At 38.1% G+C, this 21,553-nt stretch carries 33 protein-coding genes; 32 read left to right on the top strand and 1 reads right to left on the bottom strand.

The features are described from left to right. The 30 genes from tuf to blaOXA form a co-directional block, all read left to right on the top strand. The coding region (gene tuf, locus KBF71_06345) for an elongation factor Tu (protein ID MBP9877933.1) at nucleotides 1-449 on the top strand (449 nt) is incomplete at its 5' end. Between the two features lie 63 nt (nucleotides 450-512). Next, nucleotides 513-827 carry a 30S ribosomal protein S10 gene (gene rpsJ / locus KBF71_06340; protein ID MBP9877932.1) on the top strand — a complete coding sequence of 105 codons (315 nt, stop codon included), beginning with the start codon at nucleotides 513-515 and terminating at the stop codon, nucleotides 825-827. A gap of 10 nt (nucleotides 828-837) precedes the next feature. Next, a complete protein-coding gene (rplC, locus tag KBF71_06335; GenBank protein ID MBP9877931.1) occupies nucleotides 838-1,596 on the top strand; it encodes a 50S ribosomal protein L3 in 759 nt (252 codons plus the stop codon). A 25-nt stretch (nucleotides 1,597-1,621) separates the two neighbouring features. After that, on the top strand, nucleotides 1,622-2,242 hold the full coding sequence (gene rplD, locus KBF71_06330; GenBank protein MBP9877930.1) for a 50S ribosomal protein L4: 621 nt from the start codon (nucleotides 1,622-1,624) through the stop codon (nucleotides 2,240-2,242). A gap of 14 nt (nucleotides 2,243-2,256) precedes the next feature. Continuing rightward, on the top strand, nucleotides 2,257-2,562 hold the full coding sequence (locus tag KBF71_06325; GenBank protein ID MBP9877929.1) for a 50S ribosomal protein L23: 306 nt from the start codon (nucleotides 2,257-2,259) through the stop codon (nucleotides 2,560-2,562). 21 nt (nucleotides 2,563-2,583) lie between these two features. Beyond that, on the top strand, nucleotides 2,584-3,408 hold the full coding sequence (rplB, locus tag KBF71_06320) for a 50S ribosomal protein L2 (GenBank protein MBP9877928.1): 825 nt from the start codon (nucleotides 2,584-2,586) through the stop codon (nucleotides 3,406-3,408). A 15-nt stretch (nucleotides 3,409-3,423) separates the two neighbouring features. Next, nucleotides 3,424-3,702, top strand: coding sequence for a 30S ribosomal protein S19 (gene rpsS, locus KBF71_06315; GenBank protein MBP9877927.1), 279 nt, complete (start codon nucleotides 3,424-3,426; stop codon nucleotides 3,700-3,702). A 2-nt stretch (nucleotides 3,703-3,704) separates the two neighbouring features. Next, nucleotides 3,705-4,112: a 50S ribosomal protein L22 gene (gene rplV / locus KBF71_06310; protein ID MBP9877926.1), complete on the top strand. Its 408-nt coding sequence runs from the start codon at nucleotides 3,705-3,707 to the stop codon at nucleotides 4,110-4,112. 1 nt (nucleotide 4,113) lies between these two features. After that, complete coding sequence (gene rpsC / locus KBF71_06305) at nucleotides 4,114-4,797, top strand: 30S ribosomal protein S3 (protein ID MBP9877925.1); 684 nt, start codon at nucleotides 4,114-4,116, stop codon at nucleotides 4,795-4,797. Nucleotides 4,798-4,814: 17 nt separating this feature from the next. Next, entirely contained in the window at nucleotides 4,815-5,234 is a 420-nt protein-coding gene (gene rplP / locus KBF71_06300) for a 50S ribosomal protein L16 (protein MBP9877924.1), read from the top strand. Between the two features lie 2 nt (nucleotides 5,235-5,236). Beyond that, nucleotides 5,237-5,428 (top strand): 50S ribosomal protein L29, encoded by a 192-nt coding sequence (rpmC, locus tag KBF71_06295; protein ID MBP9877923.1) that lies wholly within the window; start codon nucleotides 5,237-5,239, stop codon nucleotides 5,426-5,428. Between the two features lie 15 nt (nucleotides 5,429-5,443). Further along, a complete protein-coding gene (gene rpsQ / locus KBF71_06290; protein MBP9877922.1) occupies nucleotides 5,444-5,701 on the top strand; it encodes a 30S ribosomal protein S17 in 258 nt (85 codons plus the stop codon). A 35-nt stretch (nucleotides 5,702-5,736) separates the two neighbouring features. Next, nucleotides 5,737-6,102 carry a 50S ribosomal protein L14 gene (rplN, locus tag KBF71_06285; protein MBP9877921.1) on the top strand — a complete coding sequence of 122 codons (366 nt, stop codon included), beginning with the start codon at nucleotides 5,737-5,739 and terminating at the stop codon, nucleotides 6,100-6,102. Next, entirely contained in the window at nucleotides 6,103-6,429 is a 327-nt protein-coding gene (gene rplX, locus KBF71_06280) for a 50S ribosomal protein L24 (protein ID MBP9877920.1), read from the top strand. Nucleotide 6,430: 1 nt separating this feature from the next. After that, nucleotides 6,431-6,979, top strand: a complete 549-nt coding sequence (gene rplE / locus KBF71_06275) for a 50S ribosomal protein L5 (protein MBP9877919.1) — start codon at nucleotides 6,431-6,433, stop codon at nucleotides 6,977-6,979. Nucleotides 6,980-6,987: 8 nt separating this feature from the next. Beyond that, the gene (rpsN, locus tag KBF71_06270; protein MBP9877918.1) at nucleotides 6,988-7,293 is read left to right on the top strand and encodes a 30S ribosomal protein S14; all 306 of its coding nucleotides are present in this window, start codon (nucleotides 6,988-6,990) and stop codon (nucleotides 7,291-7,293) included. A 12-nt stretch (nucleotides 7,294-7,305) separates the two neighbouring features. After that, entirely contained in the window at nucleotides 7,306-7,704 is a 399-nt protein-coding gene (rpsH, locus tag KBF71_06265; protein ID MBP9877917.1) for a 30S ribosomal protein S8, read from the top strand. 7 nt (nucleotides 7,705-7,711) lie between these two features. After that, nucleotides 7,712-8,245, top strand: coding sequence for a 50S ribosomal protein L6 (gene rplF, locus KBF71_06260; protein ID MBP9877916.1), 534 nt, complete (start codon nucleotides 7,712-7,714; stop codon nucleotides 8,243-8,245). A gap of 9 nt (nucleotides 8,246-8,254) precedes the next feature. Continuing rightward, nucleotides 8,255-8,614 carry a 50S ribosomal protein L18 gene (rplR, locus tag KBF71_06255; protein ID MBP9877915.1) on the top strand — a complete coding sequence of 120 codons (360 nt, stop codon included), beginning with the start codon at nucleotides 8,255-8,257 and terminating at the stop codon, nucleotides 8,612-8,614. Between the two features lie 12 nt (nucleotides 8,615-8,626). Beyond that, a complete protein-coding gene (rpsE, locus tag KBF71_06250; GenBank protein MBP9877914.1) occupies nucleotides 8,627-9,211 on the top strand; it encodes a 30S ribosomal protein S5 in 585 nt (194 codons plus the stop codon). Nucleotides 9,212-9,286: 75 nt separating this feature from the next. Further along, nucleotides 9,287-9,682, top strand: coding sequence for a 50S ribosomal protein L30 (gene rpmD, locus KBF71_06245; GenBank protein ID MBP9877913.1), 396 nt, complete (start codon nucleotides 9,287-9,289; stop codon nucleotides 9,680-9,682). A 21-nt stretch (nucleotides 9,683-9,703) separates the two neighbouring features. Further along, the gene (rplO, locus tag KBF71_06240; GenBank protein ID MBP9877912.1) at nucleotides 9,704-10,168 is read left to right on the top strand and encodes a 50S ribosomal protein L15; all 465 of its coding nucleotides are present in this window, start codon (nucleotides 9,704-9,706) and stop codon (nucleotides 10,166-10,168) included. Nucleotides 10,169-10,229: 61 nt separating this feature from the next. After that, nucleotides 10,230-11,573 (top strand): preprotein translocase subunit SecY, encoded by a 1,344-nt coding sequence (gene secY / locus KBF71_06235; GenBank protein MBP9877911.1) that lies wholly within the window; start codon nucleotides 10,230-10,232, stop codon nucleotides 11,571-11,573. After that, nucleotides 11,570-12,256: an adenylate kinase gene (locus KBF71_06230; protein MBP9877910.1), complete on the top strand. Its 687-nt coding sequence runs from the start codon at nucleotides 11,570-11,572 to the stop codon at nucleotides 12,254-12,256. Before secY ends, KBF71_06230 begins: the two co-directional genes overlap by 4 nt. A gap of 146 nt (nucleotides 12,257-12,402) precedes the next feature. Next, nucleotides 12,403-12,771, top strand: a complete 369-nt coding sequence (gene rpsM, locus KBF71_06225; protein ID MBP9877909.1) for a 30S ribosomal protein S13 — start codon at nucleotides 12,403-12,405, stop codon at nucleotides 12,769-12,771. Between the two features lie 32 nt (nucleotides 12,772-12,803). Next, nucleotides 12,804-13,199 carry a 30S ribosomal protein S11 gene (gene rpsK, locus KBF71_06220; GenBank protein MBP9877908.1) on the top strand — a complete coding sequence of 132 codons (396 nt, stop codon included), beginning with the start codon at nucleotides 12,804-12,806 and terminating at the stop codon, nucleotides 13,197-13,199. A 153-nt stretch (nucleotides 13,200-13,352) separates the two neighbouring features. Further along, nucleotides 13,353-14,372 carry a DNA-directed RNA polymerase subunit alpha gene (locus KBF71_06215; GenBank protein MBP9877907.1) on the top strand — a complete coding sequence of 340 codons (1,020 nt, stop codon included), beginning with the start codon at nucleotides 13,353-13,355 and terminating at the stop codon, nucleotides 14,370-14,372. A gap of 321 nt (nucleotides 14,373-14,693) precedes the next feature. Further along, the gene (gene rplQ, locus KBF71_06210) at nucleotides 14,694-15,188 is read left to right on the top strand and encodes a 50S ribosomal protein L17 (GenBank protein MBP9877906.1); all 495 of its coding nucleotides are present in this window, start codon (nucleotides 14,694-14,696) and stop codon (nucleotides 15,186-15,188) included. Between the two features lie 120 nt (nucleotides 15,189-15,308). Then, nucleotides 15,309-16,313 carry a GNAT family N-acetyltransferase gene (locus KBF71_06205; protein ID MBP9877905.1) on the top strand — a complete coding sequence of 335 codons (1,005 nt, stop codon included), beginning with the start codon at nucleotides 15,309-15,311 and terminating at the stop codon, nucleotides 16,311-16,313. A gap of 7 nt (nucleotides 16,314-16,320) precedes the next feature. After that, nucleotides 16,321-17,118, top strand: a complete 798-nt coding sequence (blaOXA, locus tag KBF71_06200) for a class D beta-lactamase (protein MBP9877904.1) — start codon at nucleotides 16,321-16,323, stop codon at nucleotides 17,116-17,118. A gap of 149 nt (nucleotides 17,119-17,267) precedes the next feature. Here blaOXA and KBF71_06195 read toward each other — a convergent pair whose 3' ends face one another. Continuing rightward, on the bottom strand, nucleotides 17,268-17,999 hold the full coding sequence (locus tag KBF71_06195; GenBank protein MBP9877903.1) for a hypothetical protein: 732 nt from the start codon (nucleotides 17,997-17,999) through the stop codon (nucleotides 17,268-17,270). 168 nt (nucleotides 18,000-18,167) lie between these two features. Between KBF71_06195 and KBF71_06190 the strand changes: the two genes are divergently transcribed. Then, complete coding sequence (locus KBF71_06190; GenBank protein MBP9877902.1) at nucleotides 18,168-19,340, top strand: cellulase family glycosylhydrolase; 1,173 nt, start codon at nucleotides 18,168-18,170, stop codon at nucleotides 19,338-19,340. 106 nt (nucleotides 19,341-19,446) lie between these two features. Further along, the gene (locus tag KBF71_06185) at nucleotides 19,447-21,390 is read left to right on the top strand and encodes a hypothetical protein (GenBank protein MBP9877901.1); all 1,944 of its coding nucleotides are present in this window, start codon (nucleotides 19,447-19,449) and stop codon (nucleotides 21,388-21,390) included. Nucleotides 21,391-21,553 lie beyond the last annotated feature (163 nt).

Raw genomic sequence — 21,553 nt, 5'->3', positions numbered from 1 at the left:
TTGGTATTCGCCCAACACAAAAAACAGTTGTGACCGGTGTTGAGATGTTCCGTAAGCTTCTTGATCAAGGTGAAGCTGGTGATAACATTGGTGCGTTGCTCCGCGGTACAAAACGCGAAGACGTTGAGCGTGGTCAAGTTCTTGCAAAACCAGGTTCAATTACACCACACACAAAATTCAAAGCAGAAGCTTATATTTTGACCAAAGAAGAAGGTGGACGTCACACTCCATTCTTTACAAACTATCGTCCACAGTTCTACTTCAGAACAACAGACGTAACAGGTATGGTTCACTTGCCAGCAGGCGTTGAAATGGTTATGCCTGGCGATAATATCGCAATGGAAGTTGAATTGATTGCTCCAATTGCGATGACTGAAGGTCTTCGTTTCGCGATTCGCGAAGGTGGACGTACAGTTGGTGCAGGTGTTGTCGCTTCAATCGTGGCGTAAAAAAGGTATTGCAAGTTAACGGGCTGTGGGTTATACTACAGCCCTATTTTGAGGTAATGAATAATGAAACAGCAAAGTCAAAAAATTAGAATTAGATTGAGAGCTTATTCTCATCGACTACTCGATAAGGCCGCTCAAGAAATTCTTAGAACAGCAACGCGCACTGATGCGATTGTCAAAGGACCTATTCCTCTGCCTGTACATATAGCAAAATTTACAGTGAATAGAAGTCCGCATATTGATAAAAAATCACGTGAGCAATTTGAAGTCAGAACTCACAAAAGAGTTTTAGAGCTTTGGGATCCAACACCACAGACAATTGAACAGCTTATGAAGCTCGAATTGCCATCTGGCGTTGATGTAGATATTAAATTATAGGAAGATAAAAATGCGGACTGGTCTTATTTTAAAAAAACTAGGCATGACACGTAAATTTAATGAAAGTGGAGAGCATGTTCCAGTAACAGTTCTTCAGCTTGAAAATATTTATGTGACTAGCATTCTTTCACAAGAGAAGAATGGTTATGATGCTGTACAATTAGCGACAAAAAAAGCTAAAGTTAAAAATACAACGCAGCAAATGCGTGGTCATTTTGCGAAGGCAAAAGTTGAACCTCAGCAAATTCTAAGAGAATTTCGTTTGCCAGAAGCCCCTGCAGATGTTCAGGTTGGTGATCAACTTGATGTAAGTCATTTTGTGGCAGGTCAATTTGTTGATGTGATTGGACAATCTAAAGGTAAAGGTTTCCAAGGCGTTATTAAACGTTATGGCTTTGCAATTAGAGGTCGTTCTAACGTATCATTGAACCACAGAGGTCTGGGAGCTGTTGCAGGTTGTCAAGATCCTGGTCGTGTGTTCAAAAACGCTAAAATGGCAGGTCATATGGGTGATGAACGTGTTACAATTCAAAATTTAAGAGTTGTTTCTGTTGATCAAGAAAATCAACTTATTTTTGTAAAAGGTGCGGTACCTGGAACAAAAAATGGTTATGTAATGCTTTGTGATGCAGTGAAAAAAACAATGCCATCTGATTTACCAAAGTTTGGTTTAAAGCGTTCAAAGCAGGATACAGTCCAATCTGCAGTCGTTTCTATGGATGCAACGGTTGAAGAAGTTGCCTCAAACCCTGAATCACAGAATGATTGATGTATAGATGGAAATGGAATTAAAAATGAAAGCGCAAGTTATAACATTGGAAAACAAAAAAGTGAAGGAAGTTGATCTTCCTGAGGCTTTATTTGGTTTAGAAATTAGACCAGATCTTTTGAATATGGCTGTTACTTACCAGTTGGCTAAGCGTCGTTCTGGTAACCATGAAACAAAAGAGATTGGTGATATCAGTGGAACAGGTAAAAAGCCTTGGAAGCAAAAAGGGACAGGTAGAGCTCGTCAAGGGTCACTTAGATCTCCACAATTCCGTAAAGGTGCGGTGATTTTTGGACCGCAGAACCGTGATCACTCTATTGATATGCCAAAAAACGTACGTAAATTGGCATTGAAAGTAGCTTTATCATCTAAACTAAAAGAAAATAAGTTGGTTATTTTAGATGAAGCGAAAATGAGCACTCCTAAAACAAAAGAATTGTTAGGGTCTTTGAAGAAATTAAATATGGAATCTGTTTTATTTATTGACGGTACCAATATTGATACAAACTTTCTTCTCGCATCACGTAATCTTCCAAAAGTTGATGTTTTGCCAGAGCAAGGTTCAAACGTATATGATATTTTGAGACATGATTATCTTGTTATGACAGTCAATGCTCTCGAGCAACTAGGAGAAAGACTATCATGAGTAAGAAAGCAAACATGCCAAAAACAATTGTAAAAGAACATCACTATGATATCCTTTTACACCCTGTTATTACAGAAAAGGCAACAATGTGTTCTCAAGATAACAAAGTTGTTTTTAAAGTCGCAATCAATGCAACAAAGTCTTGTGTTAAAGAAGCTGTTGAAACCTTATTTAAGGTGAAAGTGAAATCTGTAAATACATTGCGTCAAGTTGGTAAAACAAAGAGATTCAAAGGAATTTTAGGTAAGCGCTCTGATTATAAAAAAGCAGTTGTTAGGCTTGAAGCAGGACAATCAATTGACTTTTCAGCTGGCATATAAAGAATAGGAAAAGGTAAGAAAATGGCTTTAAAAACGTTTAAACCGACATCTCCTGGCAGACGTCAACTTGTTATGGTTGATAGGTCGGAATTGTGGAAAGGTAAACCTTATAAAGCTCTCACAGAGGGACTCGTAAGTTCAGGTGGCCGTAATAACAATGGTCGTATTACTGTTCGTCACCGTGGTGGAGCACATAAGCGTCGTTATCGTATTGTTGATTTTAAAAGAACAAGGTTTGATATTTCAGCAGTAGTTGAAAGAATTGAATATGATCCAAACAGAACAGCGTATATCGCGCTTATTAAGTATGATGATGGTGAATATTCATATATTCTGGCACCTCAAAGATTGAAGGCAAATGACCGTGTTGTATCTGGATCAAAAGTGGATATTAAACCTGGTAATGCGATGCTTCTAAAGAATATCCCAGTTGGAACCATTATTCACAATATCGAGATGAAACCTGGTAAAGGTGGACAAATTGCTAAATCAGCTGGTTCATACTGCCAATTGGTTGGTCGTGATGGTGATAATGTGCTTGTAAAACTAACCTCTGGTGAGTTAAGATATATTTCTTCGAACTGCATGGCTTCTATCGGAGCTGTTTCAAACCCAGATCACGGTAATATCAAAATCGGTAAAGCTGGTAGAAATAGATGGTTAGGTATAAGGCCAACCGTTCGTGGTGTAGCGATGAACCCAATCGATCACCCACACGGTGGTGGTGAAGGTAAGACATCAGGTGGTCGTCACCCAGTGACACCTTGGGGTAAGCCAACCAAAGGTAAGAAGACTCGTAATAACAAATCTACGGATAACTTTATTGTCCGTCGTCGTAAGAAATAGTGATAGAGGTATTTGATGACACGTTCGAGATGGAAAGGCCCTTTTGTAGCAGAACATTTAGTTAAAAAAGCTAATAAAGTTCGTGAATCGGGTCGTAAAGAAGTAATTAAGACATGGTCTAGAGCTTCTACAATTATTCCTCATTTTGTTGGTTTAACATTTGGGGTACATAATGGACATAAAGCAATTCCTGTTCTGGTAACAGAAAATATGATTGGTCATAAGTTTGGTGAGTTTGCACCGACCCGTACATATCATGGACATGCTGCGGATAAGAAGGCCAAGAGGAAATAATTATGGTTGAAAGAAGATTAAATGACAACGAAGCAATTGCTTCAGTTAAAATGTTACCAACAAGCGCACGCAAACTAAATCTAGTTGCAGCTCTTATTAGAGGTAAAAGTGTTGCAGATGCACTTAATGTTTTGAGCTTTTCGAAAAGAAGAATTGCTCTAGATGTTAAAAAAGTGCTTTCTTCTGCAATTGCAAATGCTGAGAATAATCATCAACTGGATATTGATAGACTTGTTGTTTCTGAGGTGTTGGTTGGTAAGTCAATTGTGCTTAAAAGATTTAATGCAAGAGCTCGTGGACGCGGTGCTCGTATTCTAAAACCTTTTAGTAACTTGAAAATTAAAGTTGCTGAAGTGGTTGTCGATATGAATAAATCTAAGTCAGCTAAAAAAATGGAAAAAGGGGCATAAAATGGGTCAGAAGTCAAGAGCTCCTGGTTTAAGATTAGGAATTAACCGTACTTGGGATAGCCGTTGGTTTGCTATTCGTAAAGAATATGGCGTGTTTCTTCATAAAGATCTTGTAATCAGAAATCATATTCAATCGAAATATAAGTCGGCTGGAATTGCACGTATCCTGTTTGAAAGACCAACAAAGTCTCTTCTTAGAGTGATTATAGAAACAGCTAAGCCTGGTCCATTGATTGGAACAAAAGGTGCTGGTCTGGAAAAGCTCAAAAAAGAACTTGAGAAATTGGCAGGAACAGAAATCTCTCTGAACATTGTTGAAATTCGTAAACCTGAAGTTCAAGCTAAACTTGTTGCTGAAGCTGTCGCTGATCAACTTGAAAAGCGTGTTAATTTCCGTAGAGCGATGAAAAGAGTTGTTCAATCAGCATTAAGAATGGGTGCGGGTGGTATTCGTATCAATTGTGCTGGTCGTTTAGCTGGTGCAGAAATCGCAAGAACTGAATGGTATAGAGAAGGTCGTGTGCCACTACATACATTGCGTGCTGATATTGATTATCATCATGCTGAGGCATTAACAACCTATGGTATTATTGGTGTTAAAGTTTGGATTTATCGTGGTGATATTATGGAGAATGATCCATATGCACAAGATAAACGTTTGAAACAACATCAAATGAGTCGATAAGAAAGAAGGGTTAAAAAATGTTACAACCAAAAAGAACCAAGCACAGAAAAATGCATAAAGGTCGCATTCACGGCAAAGCGACAAGTGGTGCATTATTAAATTTTGGTGCCTATGGTCTGAAATCAATTGAGCCTAATCGCGTTACAGCAAGACAAATTGAAGCTGCACGTAGAGCGATTACAAGGCATATGAAACGTCAAGGTCGTCTATGGATCCGTATTTTCCCAGATGTTGCTGTTTCTAAAAAGCCTGCTGAGGTTCGTATGGGGTCAGGTAAAGGATCACCTGAATTTTGGGCCTGCAGAGTACATCCAGGACGTATTATGTTTGAATTAGATGGTGTTCCTCTTGATGTTGCAAAGAGAGCATTTGAATTGGCATCTGCAAAACTTCCTGTTAAAACAAAATTTGTTGCCCGTCCAGTTGAAGGAGTTTAAAGATGAAGCAAAGTGATATTAAAAAAATGACAAATGATGAAATTGAAAAGAAAGTTCTGGATTTGAAAAAAGAATCTATGAACCTAAGGTTTCAAATGGTGTCTGGACAATTAGAGAATCCTGCACGTTTTCGTCAGATTCGTCGTGAGATTGCTCAGATGAAAACTCATCTAAATCAATCTCAATCGAAGTAATGAGGAGAACGTAAAATGGTTAAGCGCGTAATGCAAGGTGTTGTTGTTCAAGATAAAGGAGATAAAACAGTCTCTGTACAGGTTGAACGCAAGGTTATGCATCCAATTTTGAAGAAATATATCAAAAAGTCTAAAAAATTTCAGGCTCATGATGAAAAAAATCTTTATAAAATTGGAGATGAGGTGTATATTACAGAATGCTCACCGATTTCGAAGACAAAGTCTTTCTTTGTCTCTGGAAGAAAGGAAGCAGAAACGGCAAAGGTTTCTTAAGTTTAAGAAAAACCATGCAAGTGAAAAGGTGAATTATGGTACAAAAACAAACTATGTTGGAAGTTGCCGATAATAGTGGCGCTCGAAAAGTTATGGTCATCCAGATTTATGGTGGGTCAAACAAGAGAACTGCTGAGATTGGTGACCGCGTTTTAGTGACGGTTAAAGAAGCTTTACCGAACACAAAAGCGGAAAAAGGTAAAAAATATAAGGCAGTTATTGTCCGCCAAAAAAGGACATTGCAACGCAAAGATTCAGCAATACGATTTGATAAGAATGCTTGTGTGCTCATCAATGAAAATGGTGATCCAGTTGGAACACGTGTATTTGGTCCGGTTGCACGCGAATTGCGTACACAGGGCTTTATGAAAATTATTTCATTGGCGCCGGAGGTTCTATAAATGTCAGTTAAATTAAAAATTCGTAAGAATGATAAAGTTATTGTTGTAACTGGTCGTGATAAGGGTAAGGTTGGTGAAGTTTTACAAGTTATGCCAAAAGAGAACCGTGCATTGGTTAAAGGAATTAACTTGGTTACGCGTCATCAGAAACAAACACATGTTAATGCAGGTGGTATTGTTTCTAAAGAATCTTCAATTCACATTTCAAACATAGCTCTATATGATGAAGCCGCTAAGACAGGGTCAAAGGTTGGTTATCGTATGGATAAAGCAAATACAAAAGTCCGTTTTTTCAAGAAAACTGGCTCTGTTGTGACAGGTGCATAAGATGTATAAACCAAGATTTAAAGAATTATATGAAAAGACAATTCGTCCACAATTGAAAACAGAATTCGCATACAAGAATGATATGCAAATTCCAACGATTGAGAAAATCGTGATCAATATGGGTGTGGGTGAAGCCGTTAGAGACAGTAAAAAAGTTAAAAAAGCTTCTGAAGAATTAACTTTGATTGCAGGTCAAAAAGCAGTTGAAACAAAAGCGAAAAAGTCTGTTGCTATTTATAAATTGCGTGAAGGAATGTCAATCGGCTGTAAAGTGACTCTTCGTGGCGCAAGAATGTATGATATGCTCGATCGTTTGATCACCGTTGCGTTACCTCGTGTACGTGACTTCCGTGGTCTGTCTTCTAAAAGTTTTGATGGTAAAGGTAACTATGCATTTGGTCTTAAAGAGCAGATTGTATTCCCTGAGATCGATTATGATACAGTTGATGATATCCGTGGAATGGACATCATTATTGTAACAACGGCTAAAACCAATGAAGAAGCTTTGTCACTCCTTAACGGGTTTGGCATGCCATTTCAGAAAAGATAGAGGATAAAATGGCTAAAGAAAGTTCAATTCAAAAAAATCTCAACAGAAAGAAATTAGTTGAGCAACATCATAACCGCTATACAAAGTTAAAAGACATCTCTAAAGATCGTTCTTTAACAGATCAAGAGCGTTTTGATGCAAGACGTAAACTTGCACGCCTGCCACGTAATGCGAATCCAACACGTGTGCGCAATCGTTGTGAGTTAACAGGTCGTCCACGTGGCTTTTATCGTCATTTCAAATTATCTAGGATTGCCCTCAGAGAGCTAGGCGCTTTGGGACTCATTCCTGGTTTAACAAAATCAAGTTGGTAAAGGATATATAAGATGACAATGAGTGATCCGATTGCAGATTTGCTGACACGTATTCGTAACGGTCAACAAGCAAAAAAGAAAGTGATTTCTGCTCCTTTTTCAGGCTTTCGTCGAAATATTTTAGATGTTTTGAAAAGAGAAGGATATATTAAAGATTTTTCAGAAGTTGAAAAATCAAGAGGTATCCGTGAGCTGACAATAGAGTTGAAATATTATGAGACAAAACCAGTGATTCGCGAATTAAAGCGCGTTTCTAAACCTGGTCGTCGTGTATATACAAAAATTAGTGATTTACCACGCGTTTCTAACGGACTCGGTATTGCGATATTATCAACCCCAAAGGGTGTAATATCTGATCTCGAAGCTCGTGAGATGAATGTCGGTGGTGAAGTAATTTGTCAGGTATTTTAGGTGTAATATGTCAAAAACAGGAAAAAATCCAGTCGCTATTCCACAAGGTACTACGGTTGACCTTCAAGGAAATACAGTGAATGTAAAAGGTAAATTAGGCGAAATGAAGCTTACTTTATCTGACAAGGTTATTTTGTCTATACAAGATAACTCAGTTATTGTTCGACCAATTGATGATTCAAAAGAATCTAGAACAATGTGGGGAACAGCAAGAAGTCTTATTCAAAATGTTGTAAAGGGTGTTACATCAGGTTTCCAAATTGATTTGGAAATCCAAGGTGTAGGTTACCGTGCGGCATTACAAGGGAAAGATCTTGTTCTCCAATTAGGTTTTAGCCATGAAGTGAGAGTAACACCACCTGAAGGTGTAACAATTAAGGTGGAATCACCGACAAAACTTTCAGTTTCTGGCCGTGATAAACAGAGCGTTGGTTCAGTTGCATCATATATTAGGTCTTGTAAGCCACCTGAGCCTTATAAAGGTAAAGGGATTCGCTATGCGGGTGAAGTTGTTCTCCGCAAAGAAGGTAAGAAAAAGTAAGGTAAAGTCATGAAAATTTTAAACGGAACAGATAAAAGAAAAGCGCGTGTACGCTACCAAATTGCAAGGAAAGCTTATGGCCGTCCTCGTCTCTCTGTCTTTAGATCAAGTCAGCATATATATGCTCAGATCATCGATGATGCTGCTGGTGTAACAATTGCTTCTGCTTCTACAGTAGATAAAGACCTCAAAGCAACTTTGAAAAATGGATCGACAATAGAAGCTGCAACGTTGATTGGTAAAGAAGTCGCAAAAAAAGCGATGAAAAAAGGCGTAAAAGAAGTCGTCTTTGATCGTGGCTCATATATATATCATGGACGTGTTAAAGCTCTTGCTGATGGCGCTCGTGAAATCGGTCTATCATTTTAAGGGGTATAAAATATGTCAAGAAATCAACGTGAAGAACGCGCACCAAAAGAATCTAAAGAAGATGCATTGATTGAAAAGCTCGTTCACGTGAATAGAGTCGCTAAAACAGTAAAGGGTGGACGTCGTATGGCTTTTGCTGCTTTGGTTGTTGTTGGCGATGGTAAGGGTAGAGTTGGTGTCGGTCACGGTAAAGCAAAAGAAGTGCCTGAAGCAATCCGCAAGGCAACAGATCAAGCTAAAAGAGGCTTGCAACGTATTCCATTAAAAGAAGGTCGTACAATTCATCATGATGTTAGAGCTCGCTTTGGTGCAGGTTCTGTTGTGATTCGTACAGCTGATCGTGGTACAGGAATTATCGCAGGTGGACCAACACGTGCAGTTTTTGAAGCTTTAGGGATTCAAGATATTGTTACAAAATCTGTTGGATCATCTAACCCATATAATATGATCTATGCAACATTGGAAGCTCTGAATCAAACAAATAATCCACGCATGGTTGCCTCGCGTAGAGGTAAACGTGTTCCTGAATTATTTAGAAAAAAAGCTGATCAAGTTGAGGGTGATTTTGAAGAGACTTTGGTTTCTGCAGAAGCCTAAACCATAAGGTTTTAAATATATTTCTATGTAAATTGCCTAGATGGAAATTGATTATAGTAAGTAAAGGAAAATGAAATGAGTGAAACAACAGAAAAGAAACCAAAAGCAGCGGCTCCGAAAAAGTCAGTTAAAGCTGAAGTTTCTGTTGAAAAAGATACAGTAAAAAAAGCAACAAAACAGGCTGAAAAGCCAATTGCAAAAACTGCTGCTAAAGCTCCAGCCGTGCCTAAATCTGAAAAAGTAGTTTCAAAAAGCACAAAGAGCAGCGGTCAGAAAAAAGAAATTAAAGGACCTGCAGTTGTTGTTACACAAGTTAGAAGTCCCGTTGGCAGAGAAGCTTCTCAAAGAGCTACTTTAATTGGACTAGGTTTGAATAAAATGCATAGATCACGCGTATTGGAAGACACACCATCAATTCGTGGAATGATTTTAAAAGTTGCACATCTGGTTAAAGTAGAAACCAGACAGTAATTGTGAAGTGAGGAAATTAAAATGAAGCTCAATGAATTATCAAATATCCCTGGATCAAAAAAGGATCGTATGCGCGTTGGACGCGGTATTGGTTCTGGCAAAGGTAAAACTTGTGGTCGCGGTGGTAAAGGTCAAACAGCTAGATCAGGTGTAACTGTAAAAGGTGAGGGTGGCCAGATGCCACTCGTTCGTCGCCTGCCAAAACGTGGATTCGTATCTGTGAATAAAGTTGTTTATCAAACAATTAATCTCGGGCAATTGCAAAGAGCAATTGATGAGAAATGGTTTGATGCTAAGACCGAGATTACCAAAGAAGTCTTGAAATCTGTTGGTATGATTGGCAAATTATCTGAGCCAGTTGTTTTGTTAGCAGATGGTGATATTCGCGATAAGATTAATATTCAAATTAACAAAGCATCAGCAGCAGCTCTTGATAAAGTATCAAAAGCTGGTGGTAAAGTTGAAATTATTGGTGCAGCTGCTTAGTTAGCGCTGATTATTTCTCCTTTGTAACGAATATAAATAATAAAAGATAGTGAGATAGTGAATGGCAGGATCCCCAGCTGAACAATTAGCAACAAATATAAATTTTGGTGCTTTTTCAAAGGCAACTGAATTAAAGCAAAGAATTGTCTTTACCTTAATGTTGTTAGTTGTCTATAGATTGGGTACTTATATACCAATCCATGGTATTGATCCTGTTGTTCTTAAAGAAATCTTTCAAAGAAATGCAGGTGGTGTATTAGGTATCTTTAATATGTTCTCTGGTGGCGCCTTGGGTCGTATGACCATCTTTGCACTGAACATTATGCCTTACATCTCTGCTTCTATTATTTTACAATTATTGACCTCATTGTCTCCTTCACTTGCTCAAATGAAGAAAGAGGGGGAGTCGGGGCGTCGTAAAATTATTCAATATACGCGTTATTTAACAGTTCTACTTGCAACAGTGCAGGCATATGGTCTATCTGTTGGCTTAGAAGGGATGACTGGTGCAAATGGCTCTGCTGTATTAGACCCAGGATTCTTTTTTAGACTTGGAACAATTGTAACGCTTGTTGGTGGTACTATTTTCTTGATGTGGTTAGGTGAACAAATAACCTCTCGCGGTATTGGGAATGGTATTTCCTTGATTATCTTTGCGGGGATTGTCGCTGAATTGCCACGTGCTTTGGCTGGTACTTTAGAGCTCGGCAGAACAGGTGCTATTTCGTCAGCGATTATTCTGCTTCTTTTTGCAATGGCTATTGGCGTTGTCATGTTCATCATCTTTATGGAAAGAGCGCAAAGACGTATCATTGTACAATATCCAAAACGTCAAATTGGTATGAAAATGACAGGTGGTGAAACATCTCATTTACCTTTAAAGCTTAATACATCTGGTGTTATTCCTCCGATTTTTGCAAGTTCATTGCTCTTGATGCCTCTAACAGTCGCTGGCTATTTTGGCGGAAAAGGGCCGGAATGGCTGAATACTGTAAGTGTGTATCTTGGACATGGACAGCCTTTATATATGGTTTCATATATTCTACTCATTGTTTTCTTTTGTTTCTTTTATACTGCTGTTGTGTTCAATCCTGAAGATACAGCAGAGATGTTGAAGAAAAATGGTGGTTTTATTGCAGGGATTCGTCCAGGTAAAAATACAGCGGACTACTTAGACTTTATATTAACGCGTTTGACAGTTATAGGTGCCGCTTATCTATCCTTCGTTTGTATCTTGCCTGAGTTTTTAATCTCGCAATATAAAGTTCCTTTCTATTTTGGTGGTACCAGTTTGTTGATTGTGGTTTCTGTAACGATGGATACGGTTGCTCAAATCCATTCACATTTGATTGCTCATCAGTATGAAGGCTTGATCAAAAAATCTAGACTTAGAGGTCGCAGATGACAAACATTATTCTTTTAGGTCCTCCTGGGGCCGGGAAGGGAACACAGGCTAAAATAATTGAAACAGCCTATGGTTTGAGACAGCTTTCAACAGGAGATATGCTTCGTGAGCTTGTAAAACAAGGTGGGGCACTTGCTGAAAAGGCTCAGTCAATTATGTCAAGTGGTCAGCTGATCCCGGATGATCTGATGATTGAGATTATTCAAAAAAGATTAAGTGAAGCTGATGTGGCTAAAGGTTTTATTCTCGATGGTTTTCCAAGAACGATACCGCAAGCTCAGGCTTTAGATCAAATGTTGTCGAACTTAAAGCTTAAAATTGATGCTGTGATTCAACTGAAAGTGGACGAACACGCTCTTGTTAAAAGAATTTCAGGTCGGTTTAGTTGTGCCTCCTGTGGTGCAAACTATCATGACGAAACAAAACAGCCGCAGGTTAATGGTAAGTGTGACTATTGTGGTTCAACCGATTTTACACGTCGTGCTGATGATAATGCTGAGACAGTCTCAAAAAGACTTGTTGCTTATCATGAGCAGACCGCCCCAATTTTGCCTTATTATCAAAAATCTGGTGTTTTAAAGATTGTTGATGGTATGGCGGATGTTGATGAGGTAACTCGTCAAATTAACGAAATCTTGCAGTCAAATAAAGAACAATCGGCTTTATTAAAAGACACAGCTTAACAAAAGTTGCTCTTTTTTTGAAAATTGAATAGTTTTTCTTGACTATGAGTAAAAATTGCATATAATTCTTTCATTGCAACGTGGTAAAACTCGTTTTAAATGAATGAATGAGAATAAGTAACTTAGGAAAATAAAGGAGAAAGACAGTGGCTCGTATCGCTGGTGTCAATATACCGACCCAAAAAAGAGTAAAAATCGCTCTTCGGTATATTTATGGAATTGGCCCTAAAAAGGCAGACGAAATTTGTCAAAAATTGGCAATTGAAGAAACACGTCGTGTTCACCAATTGTCAGATGATGATATTTTGAAGATTCGTCAGTTAATTGATAGTGATTATATCGTTGAAGGTGACTTGCGTCGTGAAGTTTCAATGAATATCAAAAGACTTATGGACCTGGGTTGCTATCGTGGTTTGCGCCATCGTAAAAGCTTGCCTGTTAGAGGTCAGCGTACTCATTCAAATGCACGTACGAGAAAAGGTCCAGCTAAAGCGATTGCTGGCAAAAAGAAATAATGGCAAAGAGATAATTAAAGGTTAGAGATATTATGGCTAAAGCTCAACAAAATGCAAAATTGAAAAAACGCGAAAGAAAGAATATATCAGAAGGTATTGTTCATATTAATGCGTCTTTCAATAATACAATGATCACAATTACCGATAAGCAAGGAAATACAATTTCTTGGGCGACATCTGGGTCTGAAGGTTTTAAAGGATCTCGTAAGTCAACACCATTTGCGGGTCAGATGGCTGCTGAAAAAGCTGGTAAAGCTGCAAGAGAACATGGTTTAAATCAAGTTGAAGTTCGCGCAAAAGGACCTGGTTCTGGTCGCGAATCAGCGATTAGAGCGATTCAATCATGTGGGATTGTTGTTACATCAATACAAGAAGTCACACCATTGCCTCACAATGGCGTGCGTCCATCAGGCGCAAGACGCGTATAATTTTACAATTTCTGTTTCGGGAAAGGGTTGAGTGCCTCTCAACTCACAGAATTGAAACAGAAATGTTGTATCCACTAAAATAATTGAGTGATGTGTGTATATCATTCATAAACTTTAGAAGACACAGCATTAACTTTAAGGCAAGAGGAAAACATGTTACAAAAAAATTGGCAAGAACTGATTAAACCTGAAAAATTGAATATTCAATTGTCAGATCAACGTGAACGTATTGCAACAATCGTTGCAGAGCCACTCGAAAGAGGTTTTGCTTTGACAATCGGGAATGCGCTGAGACGTATTCTTTTGTCATCTTTACAAGGTGCTGCAGTCAAAGCAATTAAAATTGACGGCGTTCTTCATGAATTTTCATCAATCCCTGGTGTAAAGGAAGATGTAACTGATTTTATATTGAATGTAAAATCTTTGGCACTCAGAATGGATGGCGAAGAGCCAAAAAGAATGCACCTGAAGGTTGAAGGTCCATGTGTTGTAACCGCAGGTATGATTACACTTCCAGCTGGTCTAGAAGTGATGGATGAAGATCATGTTCTTTGTACTCTTGATAAAGGGGCGAAATTAAACATCGAATTTACGGTTGCTGTTGGTAAAGGTTATGTAACTGCAACACAGAACCAAGAAGAAGATGCACCAATTGGTTCAATGGCTCTTGATTCACTTTATAGTCCAGTGCGTAAAGTGACTTATAAAGTTGAAAATACACGTGTTGGTCAAGTTACAGATTATGATAAATTAACAATGGTTGTTGAGACAAATGGTGCTGTGACACCTGAAGATGCAGTTGCACTTGCAGCACGCATTATGATTGATCAACTTCATCTGTTTGTTAATTTTGAAGATCCAAAAGCGGCACTTGAGTTTGATGAAGCAAAAGAGCCTCCATTTAACAAAAATCTTCTTCGTAAAGTTGATGAACTTGAGCTTTCAGTTCGCTCTGCAAATTGCCTTAAGAATGATAATATTCTCTACATTGGTGATTTGGTGCAGAAAACAGAACCAGAAATGCTTAGAACACCAAACTTTGGTCGTAAGTCACTCAATGAAATTAAAGAAGTTCTCTCACAAATGGGACTTCATTTAGGAATGGAAGTTGTCAATTGGCCTCCAGAAAACATTGAAGAGCTTGCTAAAAAATACGAAGATCCGTTTAATTGAAATTGAGGGAGTCTGGCTTCAGTGAAGCTGGGCTCCTGATCTTTTCTTTGAGGGGCGTCCTCAGAGAAAAGAAAACTCATCCTACATTGATTCATCTCAACAAAGTTGAAAAGATGTGATTAGATGAGAAACCCGACAATCGTCGAAAAGATGTTGTTGTGTAAGCTTAAGTGAACTCACTTTGATGGTCCGCTAAGTAGCAAAGAAAGAAATTTCTGATACTAAGAAGTAGGATTATCTAAATAAGTTTTCTAAAATTTACCAAGATATCTTCAACAAAATCCCTTTCGCACGCGAAAGAAATTGATAAAGGAGTTAAAAATGAGACATAGTCTTTCAGGTCGTAAATTAAATAGAACAAAGTCACATCGTCGTGCTTTATTCTCAAATATGGCAATTGCACTTATTCAGCATGAGCAAATTAAAACAACATTACCAAAAGCAAAAGATATGCGTCGTATTATCGACCGTTTGATTACTCTTGGAAAAGACGGAACATTGCATGCTCGTCGCCAGGCTTTATCAATTTTGCGTCATGAAGAAGCGGTATCTAAATTGTTTTCAGTTTTAGGTGGTCGTTACCAATCACGTAATGGCGGATATTGCCGTGTTTTAAAAGCTGGTTTCCGTTATGGTGATGCAGCGCCAATGGCTTTTATTGAGCTTGTTGACAGAGATCCTGCTGCTAAAGGTAAATCATTTGATGAGATGCCAGAAGCGCCAGCTGCAGAAAAAGCAAAAAAGACTCCAGCGAAAGCAAAAGCTCCTGCTAAGGCAAAAGCAAAACCTGCAGCTGATAAAGGTGCAGAAGCTTAAGTCCTCTAGACCAATAAGATAGAAAAGGGGGAATCAGATTGAATTCCCCTTTTTTTTTATTAAGCGAGAGTGGATTTGAGTGATAGGATGTAAAAAAATTCCATCTGTGAGGAAAAAGTCATGAACATAATTACGGTTGACATCATTTCTTCAAACTTGGCCTCAAAGCTCTGTCGTAAAATTACTGCTGATTTACCTGAATATTTTGGCTTGCCTGAAGTCAATAAACATTACGCTATTGGCGTTGGTACTGGAATAAATTTTGCAGCAAAAGTAGGTAATGACTATATAGGCCTTATGTCGATAGATTTTCCTTATCCTGAAAATGCCAATATCTATTGGATGGGAATTTTTAAGCAATACCACCGTCAAAGCATAGGTAAAATTTTATTGAGTAAAGCTTTCATCTATGCAAAAGAGAGGGGTGCCAAAACAATTTCTGTGGAGACCTTATCACCTCAAGAAGCAGATGAAAATTACTTGAAGACATATCAGTTTTATAAAACACTAGGATTTTCACCGCTCTTCAACTTAAAACCTGAAGGCTATGAGTGGAACATGGTTTATATGCTGAAACCACTTGATAGTTTTAAGGGAGATAAAGTAAATGATCTCTCAATTCGTCCATTGGCCCCAAATGATATTGACTTGATGACTGACGCTTTTTGTAAAGTCGGCTGGGATAAACCAGCAAGTGTTTTTCAAAAATATTTGAAAGAAGTTGAAACTGGCGAGCGATTGGTTTGGGTTGCTCATCTGCATGAGCAATTTGCGGGTTACATTACGTTGAAATGGCAATCTGAGTATCTATCTTTCAAAGAGCAAAATATTCCAGAGATTATGGATTTAAATGTGCTGCCACGTTTTCGAAAAATGGGTATAGGATCACACTTGCTTGATTTAGCAGAACAAGAAGCAGCAACCAAATCAGATAGGGTAGGGATTGGTGTTGGACTTTATGCAGGCGTTGATGGTGGCTATGGAGCAGCGCAAAGACTTTATGTGAAACGCGGTTATATTCCGAATGGTAAGGGTATTACTTATAAGTATGAACCAACGATTCCAGGAAATAGCTATTCACTTGATGATGATCTGGTATTGTGGTTTACAAAAAAAGTGAAGTGAGGGAATCATGAAAAAGGGTATTTTATTGTTATGTTCTATTCTTTTATGCTCTGGCTCTGCTTTTGCATCAGAACTTTGTTTTATTGCCAAAGAACATGGAGAAACAATACAAACTGAAGGTGACTGTAAAACGGCTTATACGCCTGAATCAACTTTTAAGATTCCTCTGAGTTTAATAGGTTTTGATTCGGGGATTCTAAAAAATGAAATGCAGCCTTCTTGGTCTTTGCCTATAGGTGCAGATCCTTATATCAATGTTTGCAAAGGAGATCATAATCCAAGAACTTGGCTCAGAGATAGTTGCCTATGGTATTCACGCATTTTAACAACGAAACTTGGAATGGATAAGTTTCAGAATTATGTAACCAAGTTTTCATATGGGAATATGGATCTTTCTGGTGATAAAGGCCAAAATAATGGTTTGACACATGCTTGGATCTTATCGAGTTCGCTCAAAATATCGCCTGAAGACCAAACTGTGTTTCTGCAAAGGCTAGTAGATCAAAAATTGTCAGTCAGTCAAGCAAGTTATGACAAAGCCAAGAAAATCATGTTTATGCAAGAACTCCCCGGTGGTTGGAAGCTCTATGGCAAAACCGGTAATGGCTTGCTAAGAGACGTAGACGGCAACAGAACAGATATCCAACATGGTTGGTTTGTTGGTTATATTGAGAAGGAAAATCGGCGCATTGTGTTTGTGAGTCATATGACAGACGATGAAAAGCAGGATGTTTTTGCCTCATTCAGAGCCCGCAATGAGGCTTTCAATAGGTTGTGGTATCTCATTAATCAGCTCGAGTCGTAACGTTATGAGCGAACGCCGAAGTCCTAGACGGTCTATATGCGCCATCAGTAGTATACATAGATAATCTCGCCCTTAAAAGCACTTGGACATGGCTTGTTTATTAAGTGCAGAGCCATGTCCTATCGAAAATTCAGCAATGTGCTTTGGTCTTAACGTTTTTTTGTTTCCTCACGGAGAAGTTCAATCTCGCTGAGTAAGGCATCTTGAATAGTTGATAGAATTTCAATTTGCTTTTTCATTTTTGTGAGTATTTGTTTATCTTTTAAAGCTTGCGTTGGATCTATGGATAAATAAACATCTATGTCTGTTTCGAGATGCCCCTTGATGATGCTAAAGACATCTTTAATTTCTTTGATTGTTTTGAGGTGTTTTTCTTGAGGGGCTTGAGACTCAGGAGGGATTTTGTAGATTTTGTTCATCATCAAACGAGATAGATACCCTAAATCAACGTTAGATACCTTTTGACTTGAGCTCTGTCTATTTTCCTTGATAGAATCATTGATTGAAAGATGAAGCTTTTCAGCTTGTTCTAGATTTTTTTTCAATCCATATATCGCTTTTTCTAGATTTTGTGCATTTTTAGGTAATGATTTGGCGTGAGACCCCTTAGTGATGCGTGTTAGAAAATGTAGAATAGTGTGTGCTTGACAAGTTTGTTTCACTTTTCTTTTGATGGCTGAAGGTGTTATATTTGATTTGATAGAAGTGCATTTCTGTTCGAGACTCGTTAATATATGCTGTTCTTTTTCGTATTTTGTTTGAATACGATTTGAGAGTCTTTTTGCGTTTATGCGAGCGACATAAACTGTAAAATCTGCTTCTTTAAATGTAGCAGTGTCGATCAGAGTCGGTCGTTCATGAGTTCCTTTAATACCAGACATTTTTTCCCTCCGTTTATTGTTAAAAAATTACACACGTGTAGAATATCATTTTTCTCTTAATAATTTATGTGCGTCTTTGAAAAGTATAAGAAATATGGAAAAATGTTTGATTTAGAAAGTGTAGGAAAGTATAATACTTATCCTTATTGTTTTAATTGGATGTTCCCTATGCGTTTAGCCATTTCGAAGAGAATTTTATTTGTTTTAATCCCTGTTTTGCTCTTATTTATATGCTGGGCATTTACCCCGTTCAGTCAACCCTCTTCTAAAATTTCCTTTTGGGATGCGCCTCGTCGTGGGGCAAATATGTTTAATAAGGAAATCTCGAGAGATGATATTCGGGCTGCAAAGAGCTATGGTATTGAATTTTTGCGCATTGCGCCGGATAAGTTTGTTACAAAACAGAGAGATTTTCTGATCGGGGATGCGGATCATTATCATAAAATCGTGCAAGAGGACCTGGTTTATTTAAAATCGATACTTGATCTTTGCGCAGAAGAAAAGATGCCTGTCGTTTTGACAATGCTCAGTCTGCCGGGATCTCGCTGGAAACAGAATAATCATGATCAGGATGATTTGCGTCTTTGGTCTGATCCTGTTTATATGAATCAGGCTTTACAGTTTTGGAAAGATTTGGCTGTGGCACTGGAAGACCATCCAGCGCTTATAGGCTATAATTTTTTGAATGAACCGCACCCTGAGAAGCTATTTTCTGACTCAATTGAAAAGCTAACATTGATGGAAAAAGAATTTGTGTATAATACTTTTAATCAGTTTAATCATCAAATGCTGAAAGCTATTCGGTCCATTGATGCGGATATGTCTATCATTATTGACAGTTCTATGCATGCAGATCCGGCAACTTTTGTATATCTCACACCTCAGATGGATCAAAACACGCTTTATGCATTTCATATGTATGACCCTTTTAACTATACCAACTATAAGCGTAATAAGGGTAAGTGGTCTTACCCAGGGGACGTAAATGGGACCCATTGGGATAAAGAGAAGCTGAAGGGCTATTTGGAAACAGTTCAGGACTTTCAATCGAGGTACCAGATACCCTCAAATCGCATTTTGGTTGGTGAGTTCGGTGGCCATCGAATGAGCAAGGGTTTGCCTACTTATTTTGAAGATCTCATTGATATATTTAGAGAAAATAAATGGCATTTCGCTTTTTATGCCTTTCGTGAAGATACGTGGGATGGGATGAATTATGAGATTGGTGATCAAAAATTACCTGGATCTTATTGGTATGCTTTAGAACAGGGGAAAACTCCTGTGATTTCGCTCCAGCCGAATGCACCAGCATTCTTGGTTTTAACCAAAGAAAGGCAATGAAATGGTCTTTAAAAATGTGATTTTTCTTGATATTTGTTTCTATATTTAATAATATACAATTCACAATTTATTTATCTATCGTTTATATTGATTCAGGAAATTAACCATGTCATATCTTGCGCTCACAGACAAAAATGCACCGGCTATTCCTTCTAGTTTACTAGATTTTGGTCGCCTTCAGCCTTTTCACATTACAGGCACTTGTTTAGATCCTGAAGTTGCAAGTAAACGTCGGGCGCCTCGTGCTTTTCGAGCCACCATTCCGACTGATCTTTTTATTTGGCAGAGAGTTTTTGAGTATCTGGAACCTCGCGATATTTGTAAACTAGTCGTGACTGCTAAAGGGTGGAGCCGGTTTTTAAACTTAAAACCTTTGATGTATCAGTATTTCCGAATAGAAACAGAGCGTCAGTGTTCTTTGTTTAAAAATATTTTGGTCAAGCTTCTTGCTGAAGTGTCGATGCCATTCTTGGTTATAGAGTTCTGTGGGTGGTTTCAACGTCACAGCGTTATAACAATGGAAGAACTCGTAAAGCGTTTTGGGCAGGCAGGTTGCAAAATATCTTTTGATTCCTTGAAGGTAAGATATGATTTTTGGCGTGAGCTACAAAACGGCAAAGATAATGAAAAGATTCTATCAAATGTAAGGCATATATCATTGTCCTCAGACCAAGGGAGGGTGGAAGGCATTTATACAGGCTTTTTTGAGTCGTTTCAGAATATAAAAAGCTTAGATCTCTCATTTATTCAGGTTAATACCGATTTCAATTTAGTTATAGAGTTGAATGATGGTTCATTGCCGAATCTCAGTACATTAAAAATGTTTAAATCAAGGCTTCCCATTTATTTTAGATCTCTTTTAGGAGCAGCACCTCACTTAACAAGATTAGATTTGAGGTGGAGTGAGTTTGTTGACTATCGTGGTTCATCTCGTCTTGTTGCGGGGTCCTTGCCGGAATTAACAGTTATGAGCTTAGAGAGTCAACCTATTAGAAATAAGGATTTGCAAGCTGTTTTGAGGGCAGCACCTCGGTTAAGAGAACTTGATCTGGCTTCTTGTTCAAGTCTTCGATCCGGTCTATTTGATCCTTTTTTCAGAGAATCTCTGCCTTGTCTTGAATCTATTGTTTTGCACTATACTCAAGTCGCTTTATCAGATCTTATCAAACTGTTAAAGGCAGCATTGAACTTAAAGAGTCTGAATCTTGCCTCATGTAATGCTATAAAGGGTCAGCTATCGAGATTCCAAAAATTTGATTTTTTGATGGAGGCTCTAGAGATTCTTGATTTTAAGTATTCAGCCATAGAGAGTCGTTTTGTGAAAAGGCTTTTACAGGTGACTCCAAATTTACAAGTTTTGAATCTGACTTTGTGTAAAAAAATTAGAAAAGGCGTGTTTGAGTCATTTAAACCAAATTCTCTGCCCTGTGTGGAAAAAATTAAATTATATGGCACACGGGTAGGGTTACATGATTTAGAGGCTGTTCTGTCAGCTGCCCCAAATGTGACAAAGTTGGAAATAGGTGCGTGTAAAGATCTTGCTAACGGTATCTTAAAAAACATTCATGCATCAAAGATGGATAAATTGGAATATCTAGGTTTGGATGATTTAACTTATACAAGTGATGATTTGATTGCCCTTATTAAAATTGCTCCCTATTTGAGAGCGCTTGATTTAAGAGAACATAAAGGCTCAGTGACAGGCTTATTCAAAAAAATAAAGAAGAATTTTTTATCTTCGCTTGAATTTATGTGCCTGAATTCTACAGATGTCCAATTATCTGATCTTAAAATGATTGCAAGAGCAGCCCCTTTGTTAAAGAAAATTGATCTTGCTATGTGCAGGCAATTAAGATGTGAGGGCTTTCTCAAGTCTCCTCGTTTTGAATTTCCTGAACTGGAGGAAGTCTATCTACAGGGAATAAATCTGACATTTTTTGAGATAGAGTATGTGTTAGCAATAGCGCCTAAATTGAAAAGGCTGCATCTGAATCCAGATATGAGTGAAGAGGATTTAGTTCAAATCCCAAAACATATTGAGGTTGTTTAATCTATTTTTTGTTAATCGCAATTTTTCAAATATTCAGTGTCAAGGCAAAATAGAAATGTCCGCTTTAGAGCAAGATAGAAATGTCCGCTTTAGAGGATAAGTTATCCAAAAGTCCACAACCCGGCAGCGGAGCCTCCTACACTCAGGCTGCCAAGGGTTGTGG

The sequence above is a fragment of the Alphaproteobacteria bacterium genome, assembly GCA_018063245.1.
Lineage (GTDB): Bacteria > Pseudomonadota > Alphaproteobacteria > JAGPBS01 > JAGPBS01 > JAGPBS01.
This window is presented reverse-complemented; position numbering and strand designations above follow the sequence as displayed.